Raw genomic sequence first — 20,311 nt, 5'->3', positions numbered from 1 at the left:
GCAATTTATCACTTCTTGTTGGTAATGACCACGTGACGGTTGGGTTCTTCACCCTCTGAGTGGGTGGTAACGCCTTCAGTCTGCTGCAGCGCATAGTGGATGATCCGGCGCTCATAGGGATTCATGGGCTCCAGGCTTACCTTCCGGCCCGTACGCAGCGCACGGTTCGCCATCCGGTTGGCCAGGCGGATCAGGGTATCTTCCCGCTTCGCGCGGTAGTTTTCGGTGTCCAGGGTCACACGGGTATAGCCTTCACGGCCCCGGTTCACCTTCAGGCTGGTCAGGTACTGCACGGCATCCAGAGTTTCGCCCCGGCGGCCGATCAGGATGCCCAGCGTATCACCGTTGATATAACCGTAAACATTGCCTTCGGCGTCTGTGCCCATATCGATGGTCACGTCCACGCCCATCAGCTTGGTCAGCTCAGCCAGGAAAGCATGGGCGGTACCGGCGGGAGAATCATCAGTCAGCTCTTCAGCGGCGATCATCGTCACTTCGGGCTTTTCCATCGGACGGATTTCAGCCTTCACAGCAGGCTTTTCCTGTTCCTTCTTCTCAGCGGGTTCAGCCTTTTTCTCAGCCTTCTTCTTTTCGGGAGCGGGCTTCTTCTCTTCAGCCTTCTTCTCAACAGGCTTCTTTTCGGCTTTCTTCTCAGGCTTCTTTTCCTGTTTCTTTTCGGGCTCGATCTGCGGTTTGGCCGGCTTCTTGTCTTCCAGCAGATCAGCCAGCGGATCTTCTTCAGCGTCCTTCAGCGTCAGGCGAACCTTCACCGGACGGGAACCGAACAGGCCGAACAGGCCCTTGCTGCCTTCTTCAACAACCTGGATATCTACGTCTGCAATGGAAACACCCAGTTCCTGAAGACCCATTTCTACGGCTTCATCCTGGGTTCTGGCGGAAAATTCATACTGCTTCATTTCACAGATCCTTCCCCGGCCACTGCTTTGGCCGCTTGTTCCTTATTGTCAAGCCACTTGTTGATGATAATGGTCTGCGCCATGCTGGCCACACCGCTGAATACCCAGTACAGGGAGAAAGCGGCAGAATAACCAAGACAGATCACCAGGGAGAAAAGCGGGAAGAAATACTGCATAAACTTTCCGCTTCCCGCAGCGGATCCCTGGGCTGCAGGCTGCTGCTGGGCAGTGCCCATCGCCTTGGACATTGCAAACTGGCTCACTGCAGACAGGATCGGCAGAAGCAGCCAGCCGTTGTACTGGTTAATCAGTGAAACCTGGGTAATCAGCAGGTTAAAGGTCCAGCCGGGTCTGACCGCAACCGCTTCCACATAAGCCGCATTCTGCTGCACGGCTTCCAGGATCTGCTGCAGGGTTCCCTGCAGGGCGTTCCCGTCAAAGCTTGCGGCAGTCAGGCCCAGGTCTTTGATCAGGATAGGCAGATTGCTCTGATCCAGGCTGCTGAACCAGGTCTGCCACTGGTCGGCAGGAATCACGCGCAGTGTGTTCAGGTCCGGCAGGCAGGCAGAGAACAGGTTATCGGGCATCCACAGGTTCTTGACCCACAGCCAGGGTTCCAGCGCGGGCATTTCGTTGTTCAGAATCTGGGTCAGCTGAATCAGCAGCTCCTTGTTGGCCACCATACGCATGGCGCCCCACACAGCAATGAGGACAGGCCAGGACAGCAGCAGCGGCAGGCAGCTGGACAGAGGATTGATATGCTCTTTTTTGTAGAGTTCAGCCGTCTTGGCGTTCAGCTTTTCCTTGTCATTGGCGTACTTTTTCTGCAGCGCCTGCAGCTGGGGCTGCAGCTTCTGGGTCTTGCGCATGCTGACGCGGCTCTTGAAATCAAGTGGGGTCAGAACCAGCCGGATCAGGATCGCGAATACTACGATCGACCAACCCCAGCTTCCGACCCAGCTTTGGATCCAGGCCAGAATACCGTAAACAAAATCATTCATTCCGGGTTATTCCCTCCTTAATGTTATGCAGGGATCCTCCGGTACGGGATCATAGCCACCCTTGCTGAAGGGGTTGCATCGCAGCAGGCGCCATAGCGCCATCAGTCCGCCCTTCCATGCGCCGTAACGTTCAATGGCTGTCACGGCATACTCGGAACAGGTGGGAATATAGCGGCAGGTTGGCTTCCGCTTACGATGGCTCAGTTCCCGTCTGTAGAAACGAATCAGGAACAGAAGAAAGCGTTTCATTCGGCGCGGTTCCCCTCGTTTTCTGAAGAGCGCTTAATCAGCGCATTCTGCTTTTTCAGCAGATAGTGTACATCCTTCTTCAGATCCCCGAAGGCGGCCTCTGCAGCTGAAGGTCTGGCGACAACAACGTACAGACCGGTTTTCACGTCCCCCAAATAGGGCCGGAAGCATTCCCGCAGGCGCCGTTTGATCCTGTTACGGGTCACGGCATTGCCTGTTTTCTTGCTGACGGAAAAACCGATCTTCAGCTCCCTGCCCGGGGCAAGAAGCATGACCAGATTGCGGCATCCCACAGAATGTCCCCTGTGATAGACATACTGGAACGCTTTATTTTTCTTCAGCCGATAACGTCTTTCCATTCTCTTCCTTCCGCTCTGCGCGGAAAATCCCATTGCGCTGTTAAACAGCGTCTTTTATGAGGAAAAGCCCGCCCATCTTTAACGGGCGGGCCTCATCCACAGTCATACTGAAGCAGGCTTTATGACGGTAATTACACCGTCAGCTCCTTGCGGCCGCGGCGACGGCGGGCAGCCAGAACACGACGGCCGTTCTTGGTCGCCATCCGGGCACGGAAGCCATGCACCTTGCTGCGCTGGCGCTTCTTGGGCTGATAAGTACGGAACATGGTCAACACTCCTCACAGATTCAAACTCGTTTGCGGATCCCGGGAGATGACCCGGTCCGAGAACATCTTACAATGCATGTCCACAGTGCGGACAGCCTAATAAATATATCAGAATATGCAAATGCTTGTCAAGCCTTTTTTGGAATACCGACAGGCATCCAGCCTTTATTTTTCACCGCCTGCACCCCGTACACAATATCCTGTAGCTCAGCAAAAACCTGCATACTACAGATAAATCGAACCGGTCTGGTATTCCTCTTTTCGTTCAAAAAAAGAAAGCTTCCTTCCGGAAGCTTTCTTCTCCACCATTATTCATTGTTCATTACAGAAAAGCCTTCAGCTTTTCAACATAGTCTTCCTTTTCCCAGGGCAGATCCACATCCGTCCGTCCGAAGTGGCCGTAGGCCGCGGTCTGACGGTAGATGGGCCGGCGCAGGTTCAGCCGCTCAATGATGGCAGAAGGCCGGAAGTCAAACACCTTGGTCACGATTTCCGCCAGCTTGTCATCCGGCAGTGCGCCTGTTCCGAAAGTGTCAACCAGCACGCTGACGGGTTCCGCCACACCAATGGCATAGGCCAGCTGGATCTGGCAGCGTTCCGCAAGGCCGGCAGCCACCACGTTCTTTGCGGCATGGCGTGCGGCGTAGGCAGCGCTGCGGTCCACCTTGGTCGGATCCTTACCGGAGAAGCATCCGCCGCCGTGAGGTGCGGATCCGCCGTAGGTATCCACGATGATTTTCCGTCCGGTCAGGCCGGTATCTCCGGTCGGTCCACCGATCACAAAACGTCCGGTGGGGTTAATCAGGATCCGGGTTTTGTCCGTCAGCAGCTCCTTTGGAATAATGGGCAGGATCACCTGTTCCTTGATGCCCTTCCTCAGCTCTTCCATATCCACATCAGCGGAATGCTGGGCGGAAACCACCACGGTGTCCACCGCAACAGGCTTGTCATCTTCGTATTCCACGGTCACCTGGGTCTTTCCGTCCGGATAGAGGAAAGGCAGTGTGCCGTCTTTACGCACCTGCGTCAGGCGAAGCGCCATCCGGTGGCTCAGGGCAATGGCCAGAGGCATCCTTTCGGGTGTCTCCGTGCAGGCATAGCCGAACATCATACCCTGGTCGCCGGCGCCGATATCCGCTTCCTTGCTGCCGTCCCGGGTTTCCAGGGCGTCATTCACGCCCATGGCGATATCCGGGCTCTGCTCATGAATGGCGGTCATCACGGCACAGGTGTTGCCGTTGAAGGATTTTTCCGGAGCGTCATAACCAATCTCGGTCACAACCTTCCGGACAATGGCATTGATATCCACATAGGAAGTGGTGGTAATTTCACCCATAACGGTGATGATTCCGGTGGTCGCGAAGGTTTCGCAAGCCACGCGGGCTTTGGGATCATTTTCCAGGATGGCGTCCAGCACCGCGTCGGAAACCTGATCACACAGTTTGTCGGGATGTCCTTCAGTAACGGATTCAGAAGTAAACAGTCTGCGCATCTTTCTTCTCCTTTTCTTGTTGTCGTCCGGTGCGGGGCTTTGATTCTCGCCGTATTCCGCAACCTCGCCCTGGTGGCTGTCATCAGGACTTCTTCTGTTTTTGCGACGGTCCAGCCGGAAAAAAACCGCCTGGCTTGCACACAAACCAGGCGGGATTCGATCTTATTGACCGTCCTTATCTGTCAGCGCCTCCCTGTGGGGTGTGCACGCTGCGGGATTTGGCACCTTGCTTTTCGCCGGTTGCCGTGACGTCATCAGGCCCGTCCTTCGGTCACTCGTGATAAGGTATTAAGTTGCGAAACGTATAATATACGATTTGGTATTATCTGTCAACACCTTATCGTATACTGGTGACTGGCAAACAATTAACAATTCATTGTTAATTATTTGATCATGTCTCCCATGGTGCCATTCACAGCACAGGCAGCGTTACTTTCATCCGTGTCAATGTGCATCGCCAGGGAGAACTTCTCGCTCACACGAACCACAACATCACCAAAGACCAGGGCACGGCCGTTGGTATCAACCTTCACGGAAACAACATCCTTGTCCTTCACACCGAACTCTTCAGCGTCAGCAGGAGTCATGTGAATGTGACGCTTGGCAGCGATAACGCCTTCGGTCACTTCCACTTCACCCGCGGGGCCAACCAGCTTGCAGGCGCCGGAACCGGCAATGTCACCGGACTCACGCACGGGAGCGGTCACGCCGATGGAACGGGCGTCGGTCAGGGAAAGCTCCACCTGGGTAGCGGGGCGGACAGGCCCAAGGATACGAACGCGCTTCAGGGTGTTCTTGGGTCCGACAATATCCACCTGCTCTTCGCTGGCGAACTGTCCGGGCTGGCTCAGCCAACTCTTGACGGTCAGCTCATGGCCTGCGCCGAACAGGGTCTCGAGATCTTCTTTGGTAACATGCACGTGACGGGCAGAAGTTTCAACCAGAATCTGTTTCATGGAAATATGTCCCTCTTTCTGTTGTTGTCGCGGATACCGGCCTTTGCTTCTGCTTCAGGCAGATCATCCGATTACAAAGTATAGCACGGAGGCACGATATGCGCCAGTGCATATGTGCCTCCGTATCCATTCATTATGCATCATGCATTATGAATTATAAATTGTTTGATTAGTCTTTCAGTTCGCTGGTGCAGTGCGGGCAGCGGGTCGCCTTGATGCTGATCTCGCTCTGGCAGAAGGGGCACACCTTGGTGGTGGGTTCCGCGGGAGCTTCTTCCTTCTTCTTCAGGTTCTTGGCCTTGTTGGCAGCCTTCACAATGAGGAAGAGCACCAGTGCGGTCAGGAGGAATTCAACAACCACAGCCGCGAAGGAAATCAGGGGAGCAGTCCATGCGGATCCGCCTTCTTCAATCTTGGGCAGGCTCTCGATAATGGGGTTCAGGAAGATTTCCACTACAGCGGTGACAACCTTGTTGAACGCAGCGCCCAGAACGACGGCAACCGCCAGATCCAGGACGTTACCCTTCATTGCAAAATCCTTGAACTCTTTCAAAAGCTTTTTCATATATGCAGACCTCCTATATTATTATCATCTCAGTATGAATGATTTGGACACCCGGTCATTATTACTTCTTGCCGCCGAAAATGCCGCCGATCGCCTTGGTCAGACTCCTGGTCAGGCTGGAAACGAGCTGACGGGTTGCGGTGCTGATCGCGGTGTTCTTCACACGGCCGGCAACAGAGTCATTCCGGCGGGCACGCTCAGCGGCTTCTTCACGCAGCTGATCATTGCGGGCACGGCGCTCGGCCGCTTCCTGCTCGCGGGCCTTCCGCTCCGCTTCCTTCGCGGCAGCGGCAGCAGCCTTCTGCTGGGCTTCCAGGGCCTTGGGGTCAACAGCAACGGGAGCGGGCACATAGTTCCCTGTCGCGGGATCCAGTACCATGTCCACCATCTGCTGCACATACTGACCGGTCGCCTGGTCGAGCACCATCACAGGCATCTTCTGGGCCTGGGGCTGCACCTGAATGGTGGGAACAGCCTGCTGCACGGCCTGCACCACGGGCTGAGCCGCCTGCTGGACAGCCTCAACCACGGGAGCAGCAGCCTGCTGCACGGCGTTCACAACGGGAGCGGCAGCCTGCTGGACTGCTTCAGCCACATTGCCCTGCTGAACTGCTTCAACCACGGGGGCAGCTGCCTGCTGCACGGCTTCAACAACGGGAGCCGCGGCCTGCTGGACTGCTTCAACCACGGGAGCGGCAGCTTCCTGAACAGCTTCCACTACGGGAGCAGCAGCTTCCTGAACGGCTTCAGCCACAGGAGCCATGCCTTCGACTTCTTTTTCAACATACTGACCGGTGGTAGGATCGAATACTTTGAATGTTGCCATCTTCTCTCTGCGGCGCTCTCCTCCCTGCGCCGTTCCGGGGTCGTTGAGTAAACAGTGACATTGTAGATCAGCTTTCTGCCGCACCTCAGAAATAGTACCACTGGCCGTTTATCAGCTTAAACCGCTGTGGATCCATTTCCTGTACCTGTGGTACCGGCGGTGCAGGCGGTGTCGGCTGTTCCTGAGTTCCGGGATCATCAGCAGGAATTTCATCGGCATACTTGTCCTTCATGGGACTGGCGTCGATGACCATCCTGCGGATTTCCTGGCTGATCGCACCCATATAGCTTTGCGGGGGAAGTATGGTGGCCCGCTCCACCACGCTCGGAGCTCCGTGCTCATCCAGGAAAGAAACCAGCGCCTCGCCTGTCTTCAGGGTGGTAATGGCTTCTTCTGTATCAAAGGACGGATTCGTCCGGAACGTCTGTGCGGCGACTTTCACGGCTTTCTGATCCAGCGGGGTATAAGCCCGCAATGCATGCTGGATCCTGTTTCCCAGCTGGCCGAGAATCGTCATCGGGATGTCCGCCGGGCTCTGGGTGATAAAGTATACGCCCACGCCCTTGGAGCGGACCAGCCGGACCACCTGCTCAATCTTTTCCATCAGTGACCGGCTGCAGTTGTTGAACAGCAGGTGTGCTTCATCGAAGAAGAACACAACAATCGGCTTATCGGCGTCTCCCCGCTCAGGAAGCAGATCATACAGCTTCGTCAGCATCCACAGCAGGAAGGTGGAATACATCGTAGGATTGTTGAACAGCCGGTCTGCACACAGGATGTTGATCTTACCCCTGCCGCTGGCCGGGTCAACCTGGATCCAGTCGTTGATGTCAATGGCCGGCTCCCGGAAAAACACGTTGCCGCCCTGGTCTTCCAGCACGCCCACAGCCCGCTGGATGGCGCCCACGCTGGCTGCGGAAACATTGCCGTACTCCAGGGTATATTCCTTCGCATTCTCACCCACATGGATCAGCAGGTTTTTCAGGTCCTGCAGGTGCTCCAGCGGGATGTTTTCCCGGCCTGCCACCCGGAACGCGATATTCATCACGCCGCTCTGGGTCTCATTCAGGTTCAGCATCCGGCTCATCAGCAGCGGACCCATGTCCTGTACTGTTGCCCGGATCGGGATGCCCTGTTCTCCGTATACGTCCCAGTATTCTGTCGGATAGGAGGTATATTTGAACACTTCCCTCGGTACGCCGCATTTTGCCAGCCGCTTATCAATCGCTTCTGACTCAGCGCCGTCCATCACCATGCCGCTCAGGTCGCTCTTGATATCACTCAGGAACACCGGAACGCCCATGTCGGAAAAGCCTTCCGCCAGCACCTTCAGGGATACGGTTTTACCGGTACCTGTCGCGCCGGCGATCAGGCCGTGGCGGTTGGCCATGGAAGGCAGCAGAAACACAGGGCCTTTATCACAGGACCCGATCCAGATCTTGCCATCGTAAAGCACCTGTATCCCTCCCATATCCTGTTATTGATTTCTTTTGCTATATTTTACACAGTTTCCCTTGTACCGTCAAGGTTTTCAAGGCTTTTCGATTGTATTTAGTGCATGTTTGACGCGGTTCTTTTTGTCCTTTTTTTCCATTCTTTTAAGGCTTTCAGCAATTCTGTATACAATCGTTCAATTCCCTGATTTTATCCCCCACATCTTCCGGACAATGCGCGTCAGAAGAAGTGATGATTTTCACTTGGTGTTTCTTCAGGATCCTGATCAGTTCCCCATCCATACCCAGGGAAGCTGTATCCGGACATCTTCTGGCCGCACCGCTGTTCTGGTCCGCGTACATTCCGTTCTCCGCCAGCGCTTCTGCCAGCTTTTCGTAGTATTCCGTCAGTGAGTACGACGGCTTATAGCCAAACAGTTTAATGGTATCCGGATGTCCGATCCCGTCAAAAAGCCCGCTCCTGGCCAATAAAACGGAATCCTCAAAGTACCTGCGATAGATCCTGTCCACGTCCACACCAATCCAGTGTTCGGGCTTGTGATCAAAGGCAAAATCATCCACAAAGTGCATACTGCCCAGCAGGAAATCAAAACCCTTATCCTTGGTCAGTTCAGCAGTCAACCCTTCAAATTCCGGGAAGTAGCATATCTCGAGCCCGAACTTGATTTTTACAGGGAACTGTTCCTTCCTGACTTTCTCAATCAGTTCCAGGTATTCGTCCAGCTTTTTTACACCGCCCACCCGGTGAAACCACTCATTTACAAATTCGCTGTGCGCGCACACAGAATCATACATGGACACAAACTCTTCAAAGCGGAAATTGTGTTCCAGCAGACGGATCTCATCCAGTTCCATCTCCACCGCCTTGTCCACAAACTTCCTGATCCACTCCAGTGTATACGGTCCCCGTTCAATATGAATATGGCCATCTGTCATGTGTTCTTTCCAAGCCGGTCAGGCTGATACTCCTTTATCTTTTATTAGTGTCACATAATAACATAATTCCGGCAGACGGACTTTTTGTCTGCCTGCCGGATTATTTGTTTTGTCTATGTCCGTTTTTGATTGGAATGCTTGAGAAATGTGATTATGACAACAGCTGGGACATGATGCTGCGCATCATCTCCGCCGCACGGGAGCGGTGACTGATCTGGTTCTTTTCCTCCGCGTTCATTTCCGCGTAGGTTTTGTTCATTGGCTCATAGAGGAACAGCGGATCGTAGCCAAAGCCTCCGGTACCCCTGCGTTCTGTCAGAATCGTTCCGGGGCAGCTGCCCTCGGCAATGATAGTCTCTTTTCCCGGAATCTTCAGTGCAAGCGCGCACTTGAAAGCTGCGGAACGGTCTTCCTTTCCTTCCATCCGGCTCAGGAGCAGATCGTTATTCGCCTCATCGTCTCCATGCTCGCCGGCATACCGTGCGGAATAGACACCCGGTTCACCATCCAGCGCGTCCACTTCCAGTCCACTGTCATCACCGATAGCAGGCAGTCCGGTCGCCTCGCACACAGCTTCCGCCTTGATGGCGGCATTTCCGGCAAAGGTGTCTGCGTTCTCTTCAATCGGGCCGAAGAAACCGACAGCTGTCATCGGAGCAAGTGTATAGTAATCTTTGAACATCTCCTGCAATTCACGCAGTTTATGTTCGTTACCCGTGGCTACCAGCAGCAGCGGCTTGGGAGCAATATAACGGGCACGGTCTCCGAGCGCTTCCCGCTGGGCATCCATCAGCTCACGGATTCCTTTTTCACCATATTCCATAATGGTATCCAGTTCTTTCTTGGTGAAGGCACGGCCTTCTCCGGTTCCCTGCAGCTCAATGAATTCGCCCTTTTCATTCATGACAAAGTTCATATCCACCTGGGCATGACTGTCCTCCTGGTAGCACAAATCCAGGCATGGTTCGTCGTCAATCACACCTGCGCTGATAGCAGCCACCTGATGGATGATGGGGCTGATGGGCAGCTTCTTTTCCCTGACCAGACGCTCCGCGGCACAGGTCAGTGCAACCATGGCGCCGGTAATGGAAGCTGTGCGGGTACCGCCATCCGCTTCCAGCACGTCGCAGTCCAGCGTAATTGTCCGCTCGCCCAGCGCCTTCAGGTCCACAGCCTGGCGCAGTGCCCGGCCGATCAGCCGCTGGATTTCCACGCTCCGGCCATCCTTTTTGATGCCGTCCCGCTTTTTCCGTTCCGTGGTGGATGCCGGCAGCATCGCGTATTCCGCTGTCACCCAGCCCTGGCCCTTACCCTTCAGGAAGGGCGGTACCGCTTCTTCCACGCTGGCTGTGCAGATTACCCGGGTGTTTCCCGTGGCAATCAGGCAGCTGCCGTAGGCCGTGCGCACAAAGTCTGTTTCAATGCTGATCGGGCGCTTCTCGTCCGGTTTTCTTCCGTCTGCTCTCATTGTTTATTCCTTCCCGTTATTCCTGATTGTTTTCATTGCCTCTGCTGCGTAAACCACCATGGCGACAATCGCCAGCGCCACCGTAATCCACAGCAGGAGGATGTCCGGCGTCATGCCCCACAGCATGATATTTCCTTCCACAAACGCCTTATGGAAGAACGACAGCACCAGGGAGGCGATAAAACCCACCTGCGCTGACTTGCCGAAGTAATTGCTGTATACCACCACGTCCTTGCTCAGCATGAACACGCCGCCCAGGACCATCAGCAGCTCCTTGGCCGCCACAATGATCACCGCGATCAGCGGCAGCGGGCCCCAGAACGTCTGGCATACCATCGCCGTCAGCACCATCAGCTTGTCTGCCAGCGGGTCAAACAGCTTGCCGAAATCGGTAATCTGGTTCAGTTTTCGTGCCAGATATCCGTCCAGCATATCCGTCAGACTTGCCGCGCAGAACACGCACAGTGAGGCGACCTTAATCTCTTCCTCGTGGAAAAACAGCACCACAAACACCGGAATCAGCAGCATCCGGATGATGGTCAGGACGTTCGGAATCGTCCAGACATTGGAAAACAGCTTACGAATCTTCTCTTTCAAAAAGAGGACCTTCCTTCAACACACTTTGTTATTCATTTTAGGCGGTCGTCAGTCCTTCGCCCAAAGTAATGACCTCTTTACGGCCTCGTGCCATCCCTTGAGGTTCAGCAGCCTTGTAGCGTCATCCATCCGGGGCGTAAACTCCAGATCCTTCTGCCAGACCTTTGTGGTTTCCTCCAGGCTGCTGTAGATCCCCGCGCCGAGTCCGGCCAGCAGGGCCGCGCCCAGGGCGGTGGTTTCCAGCACTCGCGGCCGGATGACCGGAATGCCCGTGATATCCGCCTGGAACTGCATCAGGAAGCTGTTCGCGCTGGCACCGCCGTCTACCTGCAGGCTTTCCGGCCGGCTGCCGCAGTCCGCGATCATCGCGTCCATCAAGTCCGCGCTCTGGTAAGCAATTGCCTCCAGCGCCGCCCGGACAATATGCGCCCGGCCGGTTCCCCGGGTCATGCCGATCAGTGTTCCCCGGCTGTACATATCCCACCAGGGTGCGCCCAGTCCGGTAAATGCCGGCACCAGGTATACGCCGCCGGTACTCTGGATTGACTGCGCAATCCCTTCCGTTTCTGCGGCGTTTTCAATAATCTTCAGTTCATCCCGCAGCCACTGAATAGTAGCTCCGCCCATGAACACGCTGCCTTCCAGTGCATAGGTCGGTTTTCCGTCAATACGCCAGGCCATCGTGGTCAACAGTCCGTGCTCGCTCATCACCGGTTTGTCCCCGGTATTCATCAGCATGAAGCAGCCTGTGCCGTAGGTGTTCTTGATATCTCCGGTCTTCAGGCATGCCTGGCCGAACAGGCTCGCATGCTGGTCACCCGCCATGGCAGTCACCGGAATAGCCCGGCCAAGGATTGCCGGATCCAGCATGCCGATCATTCCCGCCGTATCCACTACCCGGGGCAGGCACGCTTTGGGAATATCCAGCAGCTTCAGGAGATCATCGTCCCAGTCCTGGGTATGCAGGTTAAACAGCATTGTGCGGCCGGCGTTGGTTGCGTCCGTTACATGCGGCCTGCCCTCCAGCAGGTTCCAGCACAGGAAACTGTCCACTGTGCCGAAGCACAGTTCTCCTTTTTCCGCCCGATCCCGCAGGTTGTAATAATCCAGCAGCCACTTCAGCTTTGTACCGGAGAAATAAGCATCCGGCACCAGGCCCGTCTTTTCACGGATCATGTCGCCGCAGCCGTCCGCCACAAGCCGGTCCACAATCTGGCTGGTCCGCCTGCACTGCCAGACAATGGCGTTGCCTACGCATTCGCCTGTGTTCCGGTCCCAGAGGAAAGTGGTTTCCCGCTGATTGGTAATGCCGATCGCGGCGATATCCGCCGCGTTCACACCACTCAGGCGTACAGCTTCCCTCAGGGCCGTAATCTGGCTGTTCAGGATATCTTTGGGATCATGTTCCACCCAGCCGGGTTTCGGGTAATGCTGGGGGAATTCCTTGTTGAAGGCCGCAATAATCTCTCCGTCTTCGGTAAAGATCACCGCCCGGGAGCTGGTAGTTCCCTGATCAAGCGCCGCCAGAATCTTCTTCATAGCCGCCCTCCTCATCATGCACCTGCGCAAGCTCGAGTTCAATGCCGTAAACAAAGGACGTGTTTTTACCCGTAGTACCGATAACCACCGTGCTGCCATAGGCGGCGGGGGAAGCTTCAATCTCAGCATTCAGCTGCATTGTATCCACAACGCTTCCTGTCAGTCCCTCCAGCAGGTGGATGGTGCCGTTCTGTTCACACTGGATGATCCAGCCGTTTCCTTTTTCGTCATACACCGCGATGGGTGAAGATTCGCTGCGGCTGGAAAGACCGTAGGACCAGACAATCTTTCCGCTTGCTTTTTCCAGCGCAATCAGGACGGCAGGCGTCTCACCGGAAAGGCCAAGCTGCTGCCTGCCTTCGTCAGAAAGACCGGTCACCGTGAAATAAACCAGGTTGTTCAGTTCATGCTGTCCAATCACCGGGGAGGCCTTGGCGCCGACGTCATCCTTATCCTTCTTGCCCTTGGTTACGCCGACGGAAGCCTTCCAGATTTCCTTTCCGCTCAGTGCGTCATACCTGCGGATCTGGATATCGCTGTCACCCTTTTTCCGGTTGTTCAGCATATTCGCCGTGTACAGACTCAGCTCCCGGTTGTCCGCCGGAGCCTTGTCCTTGGGATCGTCTTCGTCTCCTGCCTCTGCAGGCACCGACGTTTCCTGGGCATTCTCCCTGATCTGCATATCCATGGCAACCGCCGCCATGACGGAGTCCCCGGTATTCACTGCCCAGACAGGCTTCAGGGTATCCGTGTCAATGCACATGAGAACGCCTCCCATGTTTGCCATGTAGACGTACTTGTCATACGCGGCGGGAGAGGATTCGATTGCCAGCAGGGCTGTGCTCTTCTGTCCCTTCACCTTATAGTTCATAACGGTGATGGAAGGATCAATGGTCAGCACCTTCGCGTTATAGTCGAAGCTCGAGTTCAGGGATTCCAGGTACAGCATGCCGTTTGATCCGGCAGCGATCAGCGTATCGCTGGTCCTGTCAATCAGCGCTGAGGTTTCAAAACTTCCGACATCGTTCAGCGGCCGATGGTACTTTCCATCCAGGCCGTCCAGCAGTTTCTGCTCTTTCTGGGAATACAGGTTGTACTGCCTCAGGCCGATTTTTCCGGTCTTCACCTTCATCTTCCGGGCAAACTGACCTACACTCATGAAGGGATAACCGCCGGTATGCAGTGTCGGCGTACCGCGCATGGGGTAGCCCAGCTTGATACTGTTGCGGGTTAATTCTCCGTCAGCCAGATCCAGGAATCGGATATTGCCGTCCATACCCGCAATGATGACTTCCTTCAGGGCCTTTGTATTGATTTTCTTTTCAAACAGATTGCTTCCTTCACGCACCTGTGTGCTCCAGCGGGCAATCACCGGCTGGCCGGTCCATCCGTAGCCGTAATAAGTCTGGTTTGTTCCCCGTGAGCTTCCGCTCTCCGCATGCCACTTTTCCTTCAGTCCCGTCGGTGCCGCGCTCAGCGTACCTACCGCTGCGTTCCGGCGGAAATTGTCGCCACGGAAAGTCATCACGCCCAGTTGCTTGGTGGTGTATTCATCCGCCTCCGGCATACGGATCAGTTCCTTGGCCGGCCTGCTGTAGTTCTTAACCTTCTTTGTGGCACTGGTATATACTGTTGTACTGGAAATCAATCCCGGATCAGCTTCCGGCGCTGCCTGCGCCGTCAGCGGCGGGGTCTCAGTCGGCACAGGGGTTGGCGGTGCAACGGTAGGCGTCGGTTCAGGCGTACGCAATTCTCCGGTCGGCAGGTCGTCATACCGTTCTCCTTCGCCCTCCGTTTCGTTATCCGGATCGCCTTCTACGTTCTCTGCCCATATATCTGCGGTAACGTCTTCTGCCTCTATATTCGGATTCTCATCCGATTCTGCTTCAGGATACGCCTCTCCGTTGGCACCTTCTTCAGCGCCTTCTTCTTTCGCTCTTTCCGCATCCTCGTCGTAATAATCGTCATCGTCATACTCAACCGGATCAGGTTCAGCGTCTTCCTCCGGCTTCGGCGTCAGCAGATCCAGCGGTCCCTGGATCTCCAGTTCCACCGTGGAATTGGTATCATACCACTTATCTTCATCAGCCCGGCGCACCTGGAGAATGGCGGTACCGTTCCGTCCGGTTTCCACGTGCATCTTCATGGTCCATATCTTGGTACCATCCGAGTTGTCAGTCGATGCGGCCTCAGTATCCAGGTCCTCGTCGTTTTCTCCCCGCAGGCGGATTCCGGATACATCCTTCTCCGTAAGCACGGTAAAAGCCAGATCCACCGGTGCGGTGCGTCCTTCCGTTTCATCCACCGGGATAAAGTTGATGACGCGCGGAGCTTCACGGACAGGATTATTCTTCTGGTTCGCCCTGTCCCTGAAGATCAGTACACCGGTAATGATGATGCCGATCACCACCAGCAGCGCCACAATGATCCTCAGCAGTTTATGCTCCGGACGATCCTGCACCTTTTCCTTTGCATTCTCCGTCCGGAAAGGCTGACTCCGTTTTTCAAGATATGCTTTCGCGTCACGGGAATACATCGGCTGTTCCCGTTCCCAGGCAGTGTCCCGGGCAGTTTCCCGGATCGGAACCTGCTGCGTCATACCGTCGCTCATCCGTCCCGGGGCATAGCCAACCCGTACCCTGGATGTTTTATCCTGGGTTTTGTTGCTGCCGGTCCGAAGCGGCTCTTCCCGTACGTCCCGCCTGGGACGGACCGGCGTCTGCTTCTGTTCAGGCATAGGCGGCCTGCGGTACGCGTTCTGCGGACGGGTGCCTGGACGTCTGGCCTCCGGCTTGACGGTGCCGTAAGGAGCGGCGCTCATGCGCCGCGCTTCCGCGGGTACCCGGCTGTCCGCGCCCTGCACCGCGGCCGGTGTCTCTTCAGATGCTTCTGTTTTTTCGACAGGTTCAGATTCTTCCGGCAGCTCAGGTGCCGCGGAAGTATCACTTTCTTCTTTCTTTTCAGGATCCGGAATTGCTGTTTCCTTCGCCTCAGCCGGTTCTTCCTCCGCCGGCATATCGGGCTCTTCAGGAAAATCCGCCTCTTCGGTCTGCTCCGCCACTTCTGTTACAGGCGCTTTCTCCTGTGTTTCCTTTTCGGGCTCATCATCAATAAGCCAGCGTTCAAGGCTGGCCAGCACTTCGGAGGATTCAGACGATTCTTCCGCTCTGACGGGAATGCCCGTTTCCGGTTTCCGCCGGTTTCTGCGCTGGGCATTCATCCCGGTATATGTATTCTGATCTTTCCGATTCCATCTGTCCAATCTTCGTCTTCTCCTTTTCTGCAAAGTTTCCGACAGTGTGTATTATATCTGAAAGCGTTTTTGTTCACAAGTCCCGCGGCCGTTGCCTTTTCCCCTGCGCCCTTATATAATACGGATGCGGACGTTTTTCCGTTGCAGTTCGTCCTGTTTTTATTCTGAAAGATGGTTATTGTTTTATATTATGAAATGTACACTTTGTCCTCGTCAATGCGGTGCTGACCGTTCCCTTCAGCCGGGCTTCTGCGGCCTCGGCGAGGAGATTCTTATTGCCCGTATTGCCCCGCATCTGTGGGAAGAACCACCCATATCCGGCAGCCACGGAACCGGCGCTGTCTTTTTCTCCGGCTGCACGCTCCGCTGCGTCTACTGCCAGAACGGGGATATCTCCCACCGGAATGAGGGCCGCCCTTTTACCCCGCGGGAGCTTTCAGACGCTCTGAAGCGCCTGACGGACCTGGGCGTCCACACCCTGTCCTTCATCACAGGCACCCCTTTTGTTCCCCGGATCCTGGAGGCGCTGGAACTCTGGCACCCGCCTCTGCCCCTGGTATGGAATACCTCCGGCTATGAAACCGTGGATACCCTCCGCCGTCTCGAAGGAGTCATTGACGTATACCTTCCGGATCTGAAGCATTTCTCCGCCCGTGCCGGACGGCTGTGCGCCGCGGCACCGGACTATTTTGCTGTCACCTCCGCCGCGATTAAGGAAATGTGCCGCCAGACCGGTGCTCCCGTTTATGATGAAAACGGCATCATGCTCCGGGGCACCCTGGTCCGCCACCTGATCCTGCCGGGTTTCACTTCGGAAAGCCTGCGCCTGCTCACCTGGGTTCGGGATGAACTCCCCGCCGGCGTTCCTGTCAGCCTCATGCGCCAGTATATCCCTTGCAACGACGTATCCGTTCCCGGACTTGACCGGCGTATAACGGAAAAGGAGTACAGCCGTGTCCGCGATCATATGATCGCCCTGGATCTTCCCGGTTTCCTGCAGGAACCGGATTCCGCCGACCGGGACTTTATTCCGTTGTTCAACCGGGATGAGAGCTTTGTATAATTAAGAATTAAGAATTCAGAATTCAGAATTAAATGTGTGCCGGCGAAAAACGCTCTCCACACAGATGCTGCCTGGCTTTAGATTCCGCCGGGCACATATATTATTGTTAACGAGTTTTCAGTGCTAACCATTATATAATTATGAATTGTGAATTATGAATTATGAATTGAAAAAGCCTGACATTGTCAGGCTTTTTGTTGTCAGAATTTTTTAACTTTGGGTACGTGGTATTCATACTTTCCGCCCATGTCAAACCGGACAGATTCCGGCGGAACTTCCAGCAGGGACGGATCATCCATATACTTGACCATGGAGGCAAAGAAGGCGGAATAATGGGCGCCGGAGCACATCCGCTCATCCGCGGTCATGCCCAGCGGCAGCCACCGCTTCATGCGGCTCTTGCCTTCACTGTCCACAGTGGCTTCCTTCATGATCGTGCCCATGCCGATGAACATGCTCACATTGCCGAAGTTATAGATGTGATGCCATACATGGTTCAGGCCGATGGACGCGTTGTTGGTGATAAACAGGCCGCTGTAGAAGGGCAGTTCCCGGATCAGGAATCCGGGTGCAAGGCCGTAGCGGTCCAGCAGCCGGTACAGGCCCACAATGCCGGTGGCCAGTCCCGGAATCTTCAGCAATGCCCCTGCCAGCTTGGTCAGGAATGCGTCATCCTCTTCATCCCGGATTTTTTCCTGTGCGGCAACCATCCGGTCCCGGACGTCGAAGATCGTATCTGTCAGGTCGAACTCGATCCTGGCTGTGACTTCGTTGCTCTCATTGTTCTGCGGATCCTTGAGGACCACGTAGGAAAGGGAGCAGTTGTTCCGGGCATAATACTGCTTGTTGAAAATAAACCTGTTCAGTTCAGGCAGCTGGCTGACAGACCGCACATACGCCGCGGCAATGATCTGCATGAAGGTAATTCTTTCCCCCTGCCGATTCTTTTCCGCGATATAGCGCGCGGCTTTCTCATAGTCCATCTTGTGTTCCAGGAAAACCTGCGCGTCACAGCGCATGGGCATCAGGTAAGGGGTAATCTGCACGATCGGGTCCACGTCATTGAGTCGTCTGCCATCCGGTCTGCGTCCAAACATGTTCAGGCCTCCCTTTCAGTTAAAACAGACCCGTAGCCTTTTCCAGGGCTTCCTGCTGTGCATGCAGGAGCTCTTCAAACTGGCGCCGGTATTCCACAGCAGTTTCCTTCAGCGCGGTAACCTCTTTTTCCAGGCCTTCCCGTTCTTCGGCCAACCCGTTCAGGCGCTCATTCGCCTCTGTCTCTGCCTTCAGGCGGATCGCCTCAGCATCTTCCCGGGCCTTGCGGATGGTTTCTTCCTTCACGGTTGCAGCCATCTCCAGGATCTCCCGGAACTTGTTCTCATCCTCTTTGCTCACGCTGGAGGATTCAGCCGCCGGCGCGGACGGACGCACCATTGTTGTCTTCTGGCGCAGGTCCTGGATTTCGTTGTTCAGCCGGTCCATTTCCTCACAGATCAGGTCCAGGAAGGTATCCACCTCTTCCTGATTGTACCCTCTTGACGCGATAGTAAACTCTTTCTCCGCAATAACTTCTGAAGTGATTCTTTCCATGTCCGTCCCTCCTTCCGGTACTTTCAGTCTGAATTGTTAATTATTCATTGTTAATTGCTATTGATTTGGTTCCGCCAAATCAATAGCCATACCCTCCGAAGCTGCCATAAGCTCCGGCTGCCACCGGCATGGTTCCGGTGTAGGGATTATAACCCTGCAGTTCGCCGTTTCGCGCCGCGTTCCAATCGGCCGCGTTCGCGCTGGTTCTGTGTTCCCGCCGGCCCTGGAAGGGAACTTCCGCGGGCTCGGTCATGGGGGGTACCACCATTTCCGGCGGCTGCATCATCCCGCCGGGCATCATCACGCGGGCATTGTTCTGCTCGGGCAGGATCTTGACGCCTTCCGGTGCGATGATGACGATCTGCGCGCCCTGCAGCAGCCGGACTGAGCATCCCAGTGTAAACGCAGCACCGGCCAGCATATCCTGACACCGCATGCTTTCGCTGTCATTGGCAATCGCGTCCAGCATCACGATCAGGGTTTCCCCGTCCTTCATGCACTCAATTGCTTCGTAGCAGCTCTTCAGGCCGGTCAGTGTGATGATGTGCTCAACATGCACCTGTCCGCGTTCCATCCGCGGCTCAACGCCCGGCATATAGGAAATATTGTTCCTCTGGGCCTGGGTAAATCCGGTCTGACCGCTGAAGCTTCCCTTGCCCACATAATCCTGCTGGGCATTCTGATCCTGCTGCGGGAAATAGCTGGTGCCCTGCGGCTGACCGTAAGCCGTCTGGCCGAAGGCTGTCTGATTATAGGCTGTCTGGTTGTAAGCAGTCTGACCGTATGCGGTCTGATCAAAAGCAGTCTGGCCATATGCAGTCTGGCCGAAGGTGCCCTGCTCATATCCTCCGAAATTCACCGGCGGATTCATGCCTGTGAAACCGGTATGCACAAAACGGGGATCCTGTCCCTGCATCTGTGTCATATCACCGGGCTGGGCTTCCGCGGTCTTCTTCCGCAGCGGACGATAATGACTGGTGCCTCCGTCCGGCCGGCGTGTGATATCCGCCGACACGCGGGAAAAAACCCCTTCAATGCTCTTCATCAGATCCTTAAATGCCATACGTGTTTTCCTCTCCTCTTTCCCGTCATCCGCGGGGTCCGAAAATTGCGCTTCCCACCCGGACCATCGTCGCTCCGTGAGCCGCAGCCAGCCGGTAATCACCGGACATGCCCATGCTCAGCTCTTCCATCACGATCCCGCTCAGGTTTTTATCCCTGATCCTGTCAAACAGTCCGCGCGTCCGTGCAAATAATCCGTCCAGATAATCCTGATCCTCTGTCAGCGGCATCACCGCCATCAGTCCCCGGATCTCAATCCCCTCCAGGGGCGCAATCTGCTTCAGAAACGCTTCCGTCTCCTCAAACGGTACGCCGCCTTTCTGTTCTTCTCCCGCGGGGCTGATTTCCACCAGCACCGGCATCCGCCTCCCGGCAGCCAGCGCCCGGTTATGAATCTCCCTGGCCAGCGGTTCGCTGTCCACGGATTGAATCATACATACATCTCCGACAATCTGCTTCACCTTGTTCCGCTGCAGGCGGCCGATCAGGTGAATCTGAAACCGGTCCTGAAGCTCCGGCAGCTTGGTCAGAAGCTCCTGCACCCTGTTCTCGCCGATGTCTGTGATTCCCATTTCAGCCAGCGGCAGGATTTCCTCCGCGCTGTGGGTTTTCGTCACGGCAATCAGTTTCGGTATGGGATAACGTCCTGCCGAAGCTTCTTCCAGCTCCTGCCGGACTCGTTCAACTCTGCTTTCCAGTTCCTCCCGGGTCATGGTGT

The 20,311-nt window shown here is 55.4% G+C and carries 20 protein-coding genes and 1 riboswitch; of the genes, 1 reads left to right on the top strand and 19 read right to left on the bottom strand.

From position 1 onward, the window contains the following. Positions 1–8 precede the first annotated feature (8 nt). From jag to JYE49_RS13030, 15 genes are all read right to left on the bottom strand, one after another. Positions 9–917: an RNA-binding cell elongation regulator Jag/EloR gene (gene jag / locus JYE49_RS13100; protein ID WP_093957963.1), complete on the bottom strand. Its 909-nt coding sequence runs from the start codon at positions 915–917 to the stop codon at positions 9–11. Then, a complete protein-coding gene (locus tag JYE49_RS13095; RefSeq protein ID WP_093957962.1) occupies positions 914–1,918 on the bottom strand; it encodes a YidC/Oxa1 family membrane protein insertase in 1,005 nt (334 codons plus the stop codon). The genes jag and JYE49_RS13095 overlap by 4 nt, the downstream gene beginning before the upstream one ends. 6 nt (positions 1,919–1,924) lie before the next feature. Then, complete coding sequence (yidD, locus tag JYE49_RS13090; protein WP_093957961.1) at positions 1,925–2,167, bottom strand: membrane protein insertion efficiency factor YidD; 243 nt, start codon at positions 2,165–2,167, stop codon at positions 1,925–1,927. Then, positions 2,164–2,526: a ribonuclease P protein component gene (gene rnpA, locus JYE49_RS13085; protein WP_093957960.1), complete on the bottom strand. Its 363-nt coding sequence runs from the start codon at positions 2,524–2,526 to the stop codon at positions 2,164–2,166. Before rnpA ends, yidD begins: the two co-directional genes overlap by 4 nt. A 131-nt stretch (positions 2,527–2,657) precedes the next feature. Then, a complete protein-coding gene (rpmH, locus tag JYE49_RS13080; RefSeq protein ID WP_084096432.1) occupies positions 2,658–2,792 on the bottom strand; it encodes a 50S ribosomal protein L34 in 135 nt (44 codons plus the stop codon). 322 nt (positions 2,793–3,114) lie between these two features. Continuing rightward, positions 3,115–4,284 (bottom strand): methionine adenosyltransferase, encoded by a 1,170-nt coding sequence (gene metK, locus JYE49_RS13075; protein WP_093957959.1) that lies wholly within the window; start codon positions 4,282–4,284, stop codon positions 3,115–3,117. Positions 4,285–4,456: 172 nt separating this feature from the next. Continuing rightward, a riboswitch (SAM riboswitch) is annotated at positions 4,457–4,571 on the bottom strand. 96 nt (positions 4,572–4,667) lie between these two features. Continuing rightward, entirely contained in the window at positions 4,668–5,240 is a 573-nt protein-coding gene (gene pduL, locus JYE49_RS13070) for a phosphate propanoyltransferase (protein ID WP_093957958.1), read from the bottom strand. A gap of 169 nt (positions 5,241–5,409) precedes the next feature. After that, a complete protein-coding gene (gene mscL, locus JYE49_RS13065; protein ID WP_093957957.1) occupies positions 5,410–5,805 on the bottom strand; it encodes a large conductance mechanosensitive channel protein MscL in 396 nt (131 codons plus the stop codon). Positions 5,806–5,866: 61 nt separating this feature from the next. Further along, on the bottom strand, positions 5,867–6,631 hold the full coding sequence (locus tag JYE49_RS13060) for a hypothetical protein (protein WP_093957956.1): 765 nt from the start codon (positions 6,629–6,631) through the stop codon (positions 5,867–5,869). 85 nt (positions 6,632–6,716) lie between these two features. After that, the gene (locus JYE49_RS13055; protein WP_283399436.1) at positions 6,717–8,087 is read right to left on the bottom strand and encodes a helicase HerA-like domain-containing protein; all 1,371 of its coding nucleotides are present in this window, start codon (positions 8,085–8,087) and stop codon (positions 6,717–6,719) included. 151 nt (positions 8,088–8,238) lie between these two features. Next, positions 8,239–9,021 (bottom strand): histidinol-phosphatase HisJ family protein, encoded by a 783-nt coding sequence (locus JYE49_RS13050; protein ID WP_093957954.1) that lies wholly within the window; start codon positions 9,019–9,021, stop codon positions 8,239–8,241. 151 nt (positions 9,022–9,172) lie between these two features. Next, on the bottom strand, positions 9,173–10,489 hold the full coding sequence (gene rph / locus JYE49_RS15320; RefSeq protein WP_093957953.1) for a ribonuclease PH: 1,317 nt from the start codon (positions 10,487–10,489) through the stop codon (positions 9,173–9,175). 3 nt (positions 10,490–10,492) lie between these two features. Further along, positions 10,493–11,086 carry a CDP-diacylglycerol--glycerol-3-phosphate 3-phosphatidyltransferase gene (gene pgsA, locus JYE49_RS13040; RefSeq protein WP_093957952.1) on the bottom strand — a complete coding sequence of 198 codons (594 nt, stop codon included), beginning with the start codon at positions 11,084–11,086 and terminating at the stop codon, positions 10,493–10,495. Positions 11,087–11,134: 48 nt separating this feature from the next. Beyond that, complete coding sequence (gene glpK, locus JYE49_RS13035) at positions 11,135–12,625, bottom strand: glycerol kinase GlpK (RefSeq protein ID WP_093957951.1); 1,491 nt, start codon at positions 12,623–12,625, stop codon at positions 11,135–11,137. Next, positions 12,600–15,887: an outer membrane protein assembly factor BamB family protein gene (locus JYE49_RS13030; RefSeq protein WP_093957950.1), complete on the bottom strand. Its 3,288-nt coding sequence runs from the start codon at positions 15,885–15,887 to the stop codon at positions 12,600–12,602. The genes glpK and JYE49_RS13030 overlap by 26 nt, the downstream gene beginning before the upstream one ends. 181 nt (positions 15,888–16,068) lie before the next feature. On the opposite strand from JYE49_RS13030, the gene JYE49_RS13025 reads away from it, so the two are divergent. Continuing rightward, positions 16,069–16,941, top strand: coding sequence for a radical SAM protein (locus JYE49_RS13025; protein ID WP_179217392.1), 873 nt, complete (start codon positions 16,069–16,071; stop codon positions 16,939–16,941). A gap of 200 nt (positions 16,942–17,141) precedes the next feature. On the opposite strand, the gene JYE49_RS13020 is transcribed toward JYE49_RS13025, so the two are convergent. From JYE49_RS13020 to JYE49_RS13005, 4 genes are all read right to left on the bottom strand, one after another. Then, on the bottom strand, positions 17,142–18,038 hold the full coding sequence (locus JYE49_RS13020) for a 2-oxo acid dehydrogenase subunit E2 (protein WP_093957948.1): 897 nt from the start codon (positions 18,036–18,038) through the stop codon (positions 17,142–17,144). A 19-nt stretch (positions 18,039–18,057) separates the two neighbouring features. Beyond that, positions 18,058–18,531, bottom strand: coding sequence for a DivIVA domain-containing protein (locus JYE49_RS13015; protein ID WP_093957947.1), 474 nt, complete (start codon positions 18,529–18,531; stop codon positions 18,058–18,060). A 79-nt stretch (positions 18,532–18,610) separates the two neighbouring features. Further along, positions 18,611–19,594 carry a cell division protein SepF gene (locus tag JYE49_RS13010; protein WP_093957946.1) on the bottom strand — a complete coding sequence of 328 codons (984 nt, stop codon included), beginning with the start codon at positions 19,592–19,594 and terminating at the stop codon, positions 18,611–18,613. A gap of 25 nt (positions 19,595–19,619) precedes the next feature. Next, positions 19,620–20,306 (bottom strand): YggS family pyridoxal phosphate-dependent enzyme, encoded by a 687-nt coding sequence (locus JYE49_RS13005; RefSeq protein ID WP_093957945.1) that lies wholly within the window; start codon positions 20,304–20,306, stop codon positions 19,620–19,622. Positions 20,307–20,311 lie beyond the last annotated feature (5 nt).

It is taken from the genome of Aristaeella hokkaidonensis (assembly GCF_018128945.1).
In the GTDB taxonomy this organism is placed as follows: Bacteria; Bacillota; Clostridia; order Christensenellales; family Aristaeellaceae; genus Aristaeella; species Aristaeella hokkaidonensis.
Note: the sequence above shows the minus strand (reverse complement) of the source record. Positions and strands in the feature narration are given on the sequence as shown.

What these genes read in the sequence shown, in the direction of transcription:
- JYE49_RS13060 (WP_093957956.1), bottom strand. Translation starts at nt 6,631, where the DNA reads ATGGCAACATTCAAAGTATTCGATCCTACCACCGGTCAGTATGTTGAA.
- jag (WP_093957963.1), bottom strand. Translation starts at nt 917, where the DNA reads ATGAAGCAGTATGAATTTTCCGCCAGAACCCAGGATGAAGCCGTAGAA.
- glpK (WP_093957951.1), bottom strand. Translation starts at nt 12,625, where the DNA reads ATGAAGAAGATTCTGGCGGCGCTTGATCAGGGAACTACCAGCTCCCGG.
- mscL (WP_093957957.1), bottom strand. Translation starts at nt 5,805, where the DNA reads ATGAAAAAGCTTTTGAAAGAGTTCAAGGATTTTGCAATGAAGGGTAAC.
- JYE49_RS13020 (WP_093957948.1), bottom strand. Translation starts at nt 18,038, where the DNA reads ATGTTTGGACGCAGACCGGATGGCAGACGACTCAATGACGTGGACCCG.
- rnpA (WP_093957960.1), bottom strand. Translation starts at nt 2,526, where the DNA reads ATGGAAAGACGTTATCGGCTGAAGAAAAATAAAGCGTTCCAGTATGTC.
- JYE49_RS13095 (WP_093957962.1), bottom strand. Translation starts at nt 1,918, where the DNA reads ATGAATGATTTTGTTTACGGTATTCTGGCCTGGATCCAAAGCTGGGTC.
- rph (WP_093957953.1), bottom strand. Translation starts at nt 10,489, where the DNA reads ATGAGAGCAGACGGAAGAAAACCGGACGAGAAGCGCCCGATCAGCATT.
- rpmH (WP_084096432.1), bottom strand. Translation starts at nt 2,792, where the DNA reads ATGTTCCGTACTTATCAGCCCAAGAAGCGCCAGCGCAGCAAGGTGCAT.
- JYE49_RS13050 (WP_093957954.1), bottom strand. Translation starts at nt 9,021, where the DNA reads ATGACAGATGGCCATATTCATATTGAACGGGGACCGTATACACTGGAG.
- JYE49_RS13025 (WP_179217392.1), top strand. Translation starts at nt 16,069, where the DNA reads ATGAAATGTACACTTTGTCCTCGTCAATGCGGTGCTGACCGTTCCCTT.
- metK (WP_093957959.1), bottom strand. Translation starts at nt 4,284, where the DNA reads ATGCGCAGACTGTTTACTTCTGAATCCGTTACTGAAGGACATCCCGAC.
- JYE49_RS13005 (WP_093957945.1), bottom strand. Translation starts at nt 20,306, where the DNA reads ATGACCCGGGAGGAACTGGAAAGCAGAGTTGAACGAGTCCGGCAGGAG.
- JYE49_RS13010 (WP_093957946.1), bottom strand. Translation starts at nt 19,594, where the DNA reads ATGGCATTTAAGGATCTGATGAAGAGCATTGAAGGGGTTTTTTCCCGC.
- JYE49_RS13015 (WP_093957947.1), bottom strand. Translation starts at nt 18,531, where the DNA reads ATGGAAAGAATCACTTCAGAAGTTATTGCGGAGAAAGAGTTTACTATC.
- pduL (WP_093957958.1), bottom strand. Translation starts at nt 5,240, where the DNA reads ATGAAACAGATTCTGGTTGAAACTTCTGCCCGTCACGTGCATGTTACC.
- yidD (WP_093957961.1), bottom strand. Translation starts at nt 2,167, where the DNA reads ATGAAACGCTTTCTTCTGTTCCTGATTCGTTTCTACAGACGGGAACTG.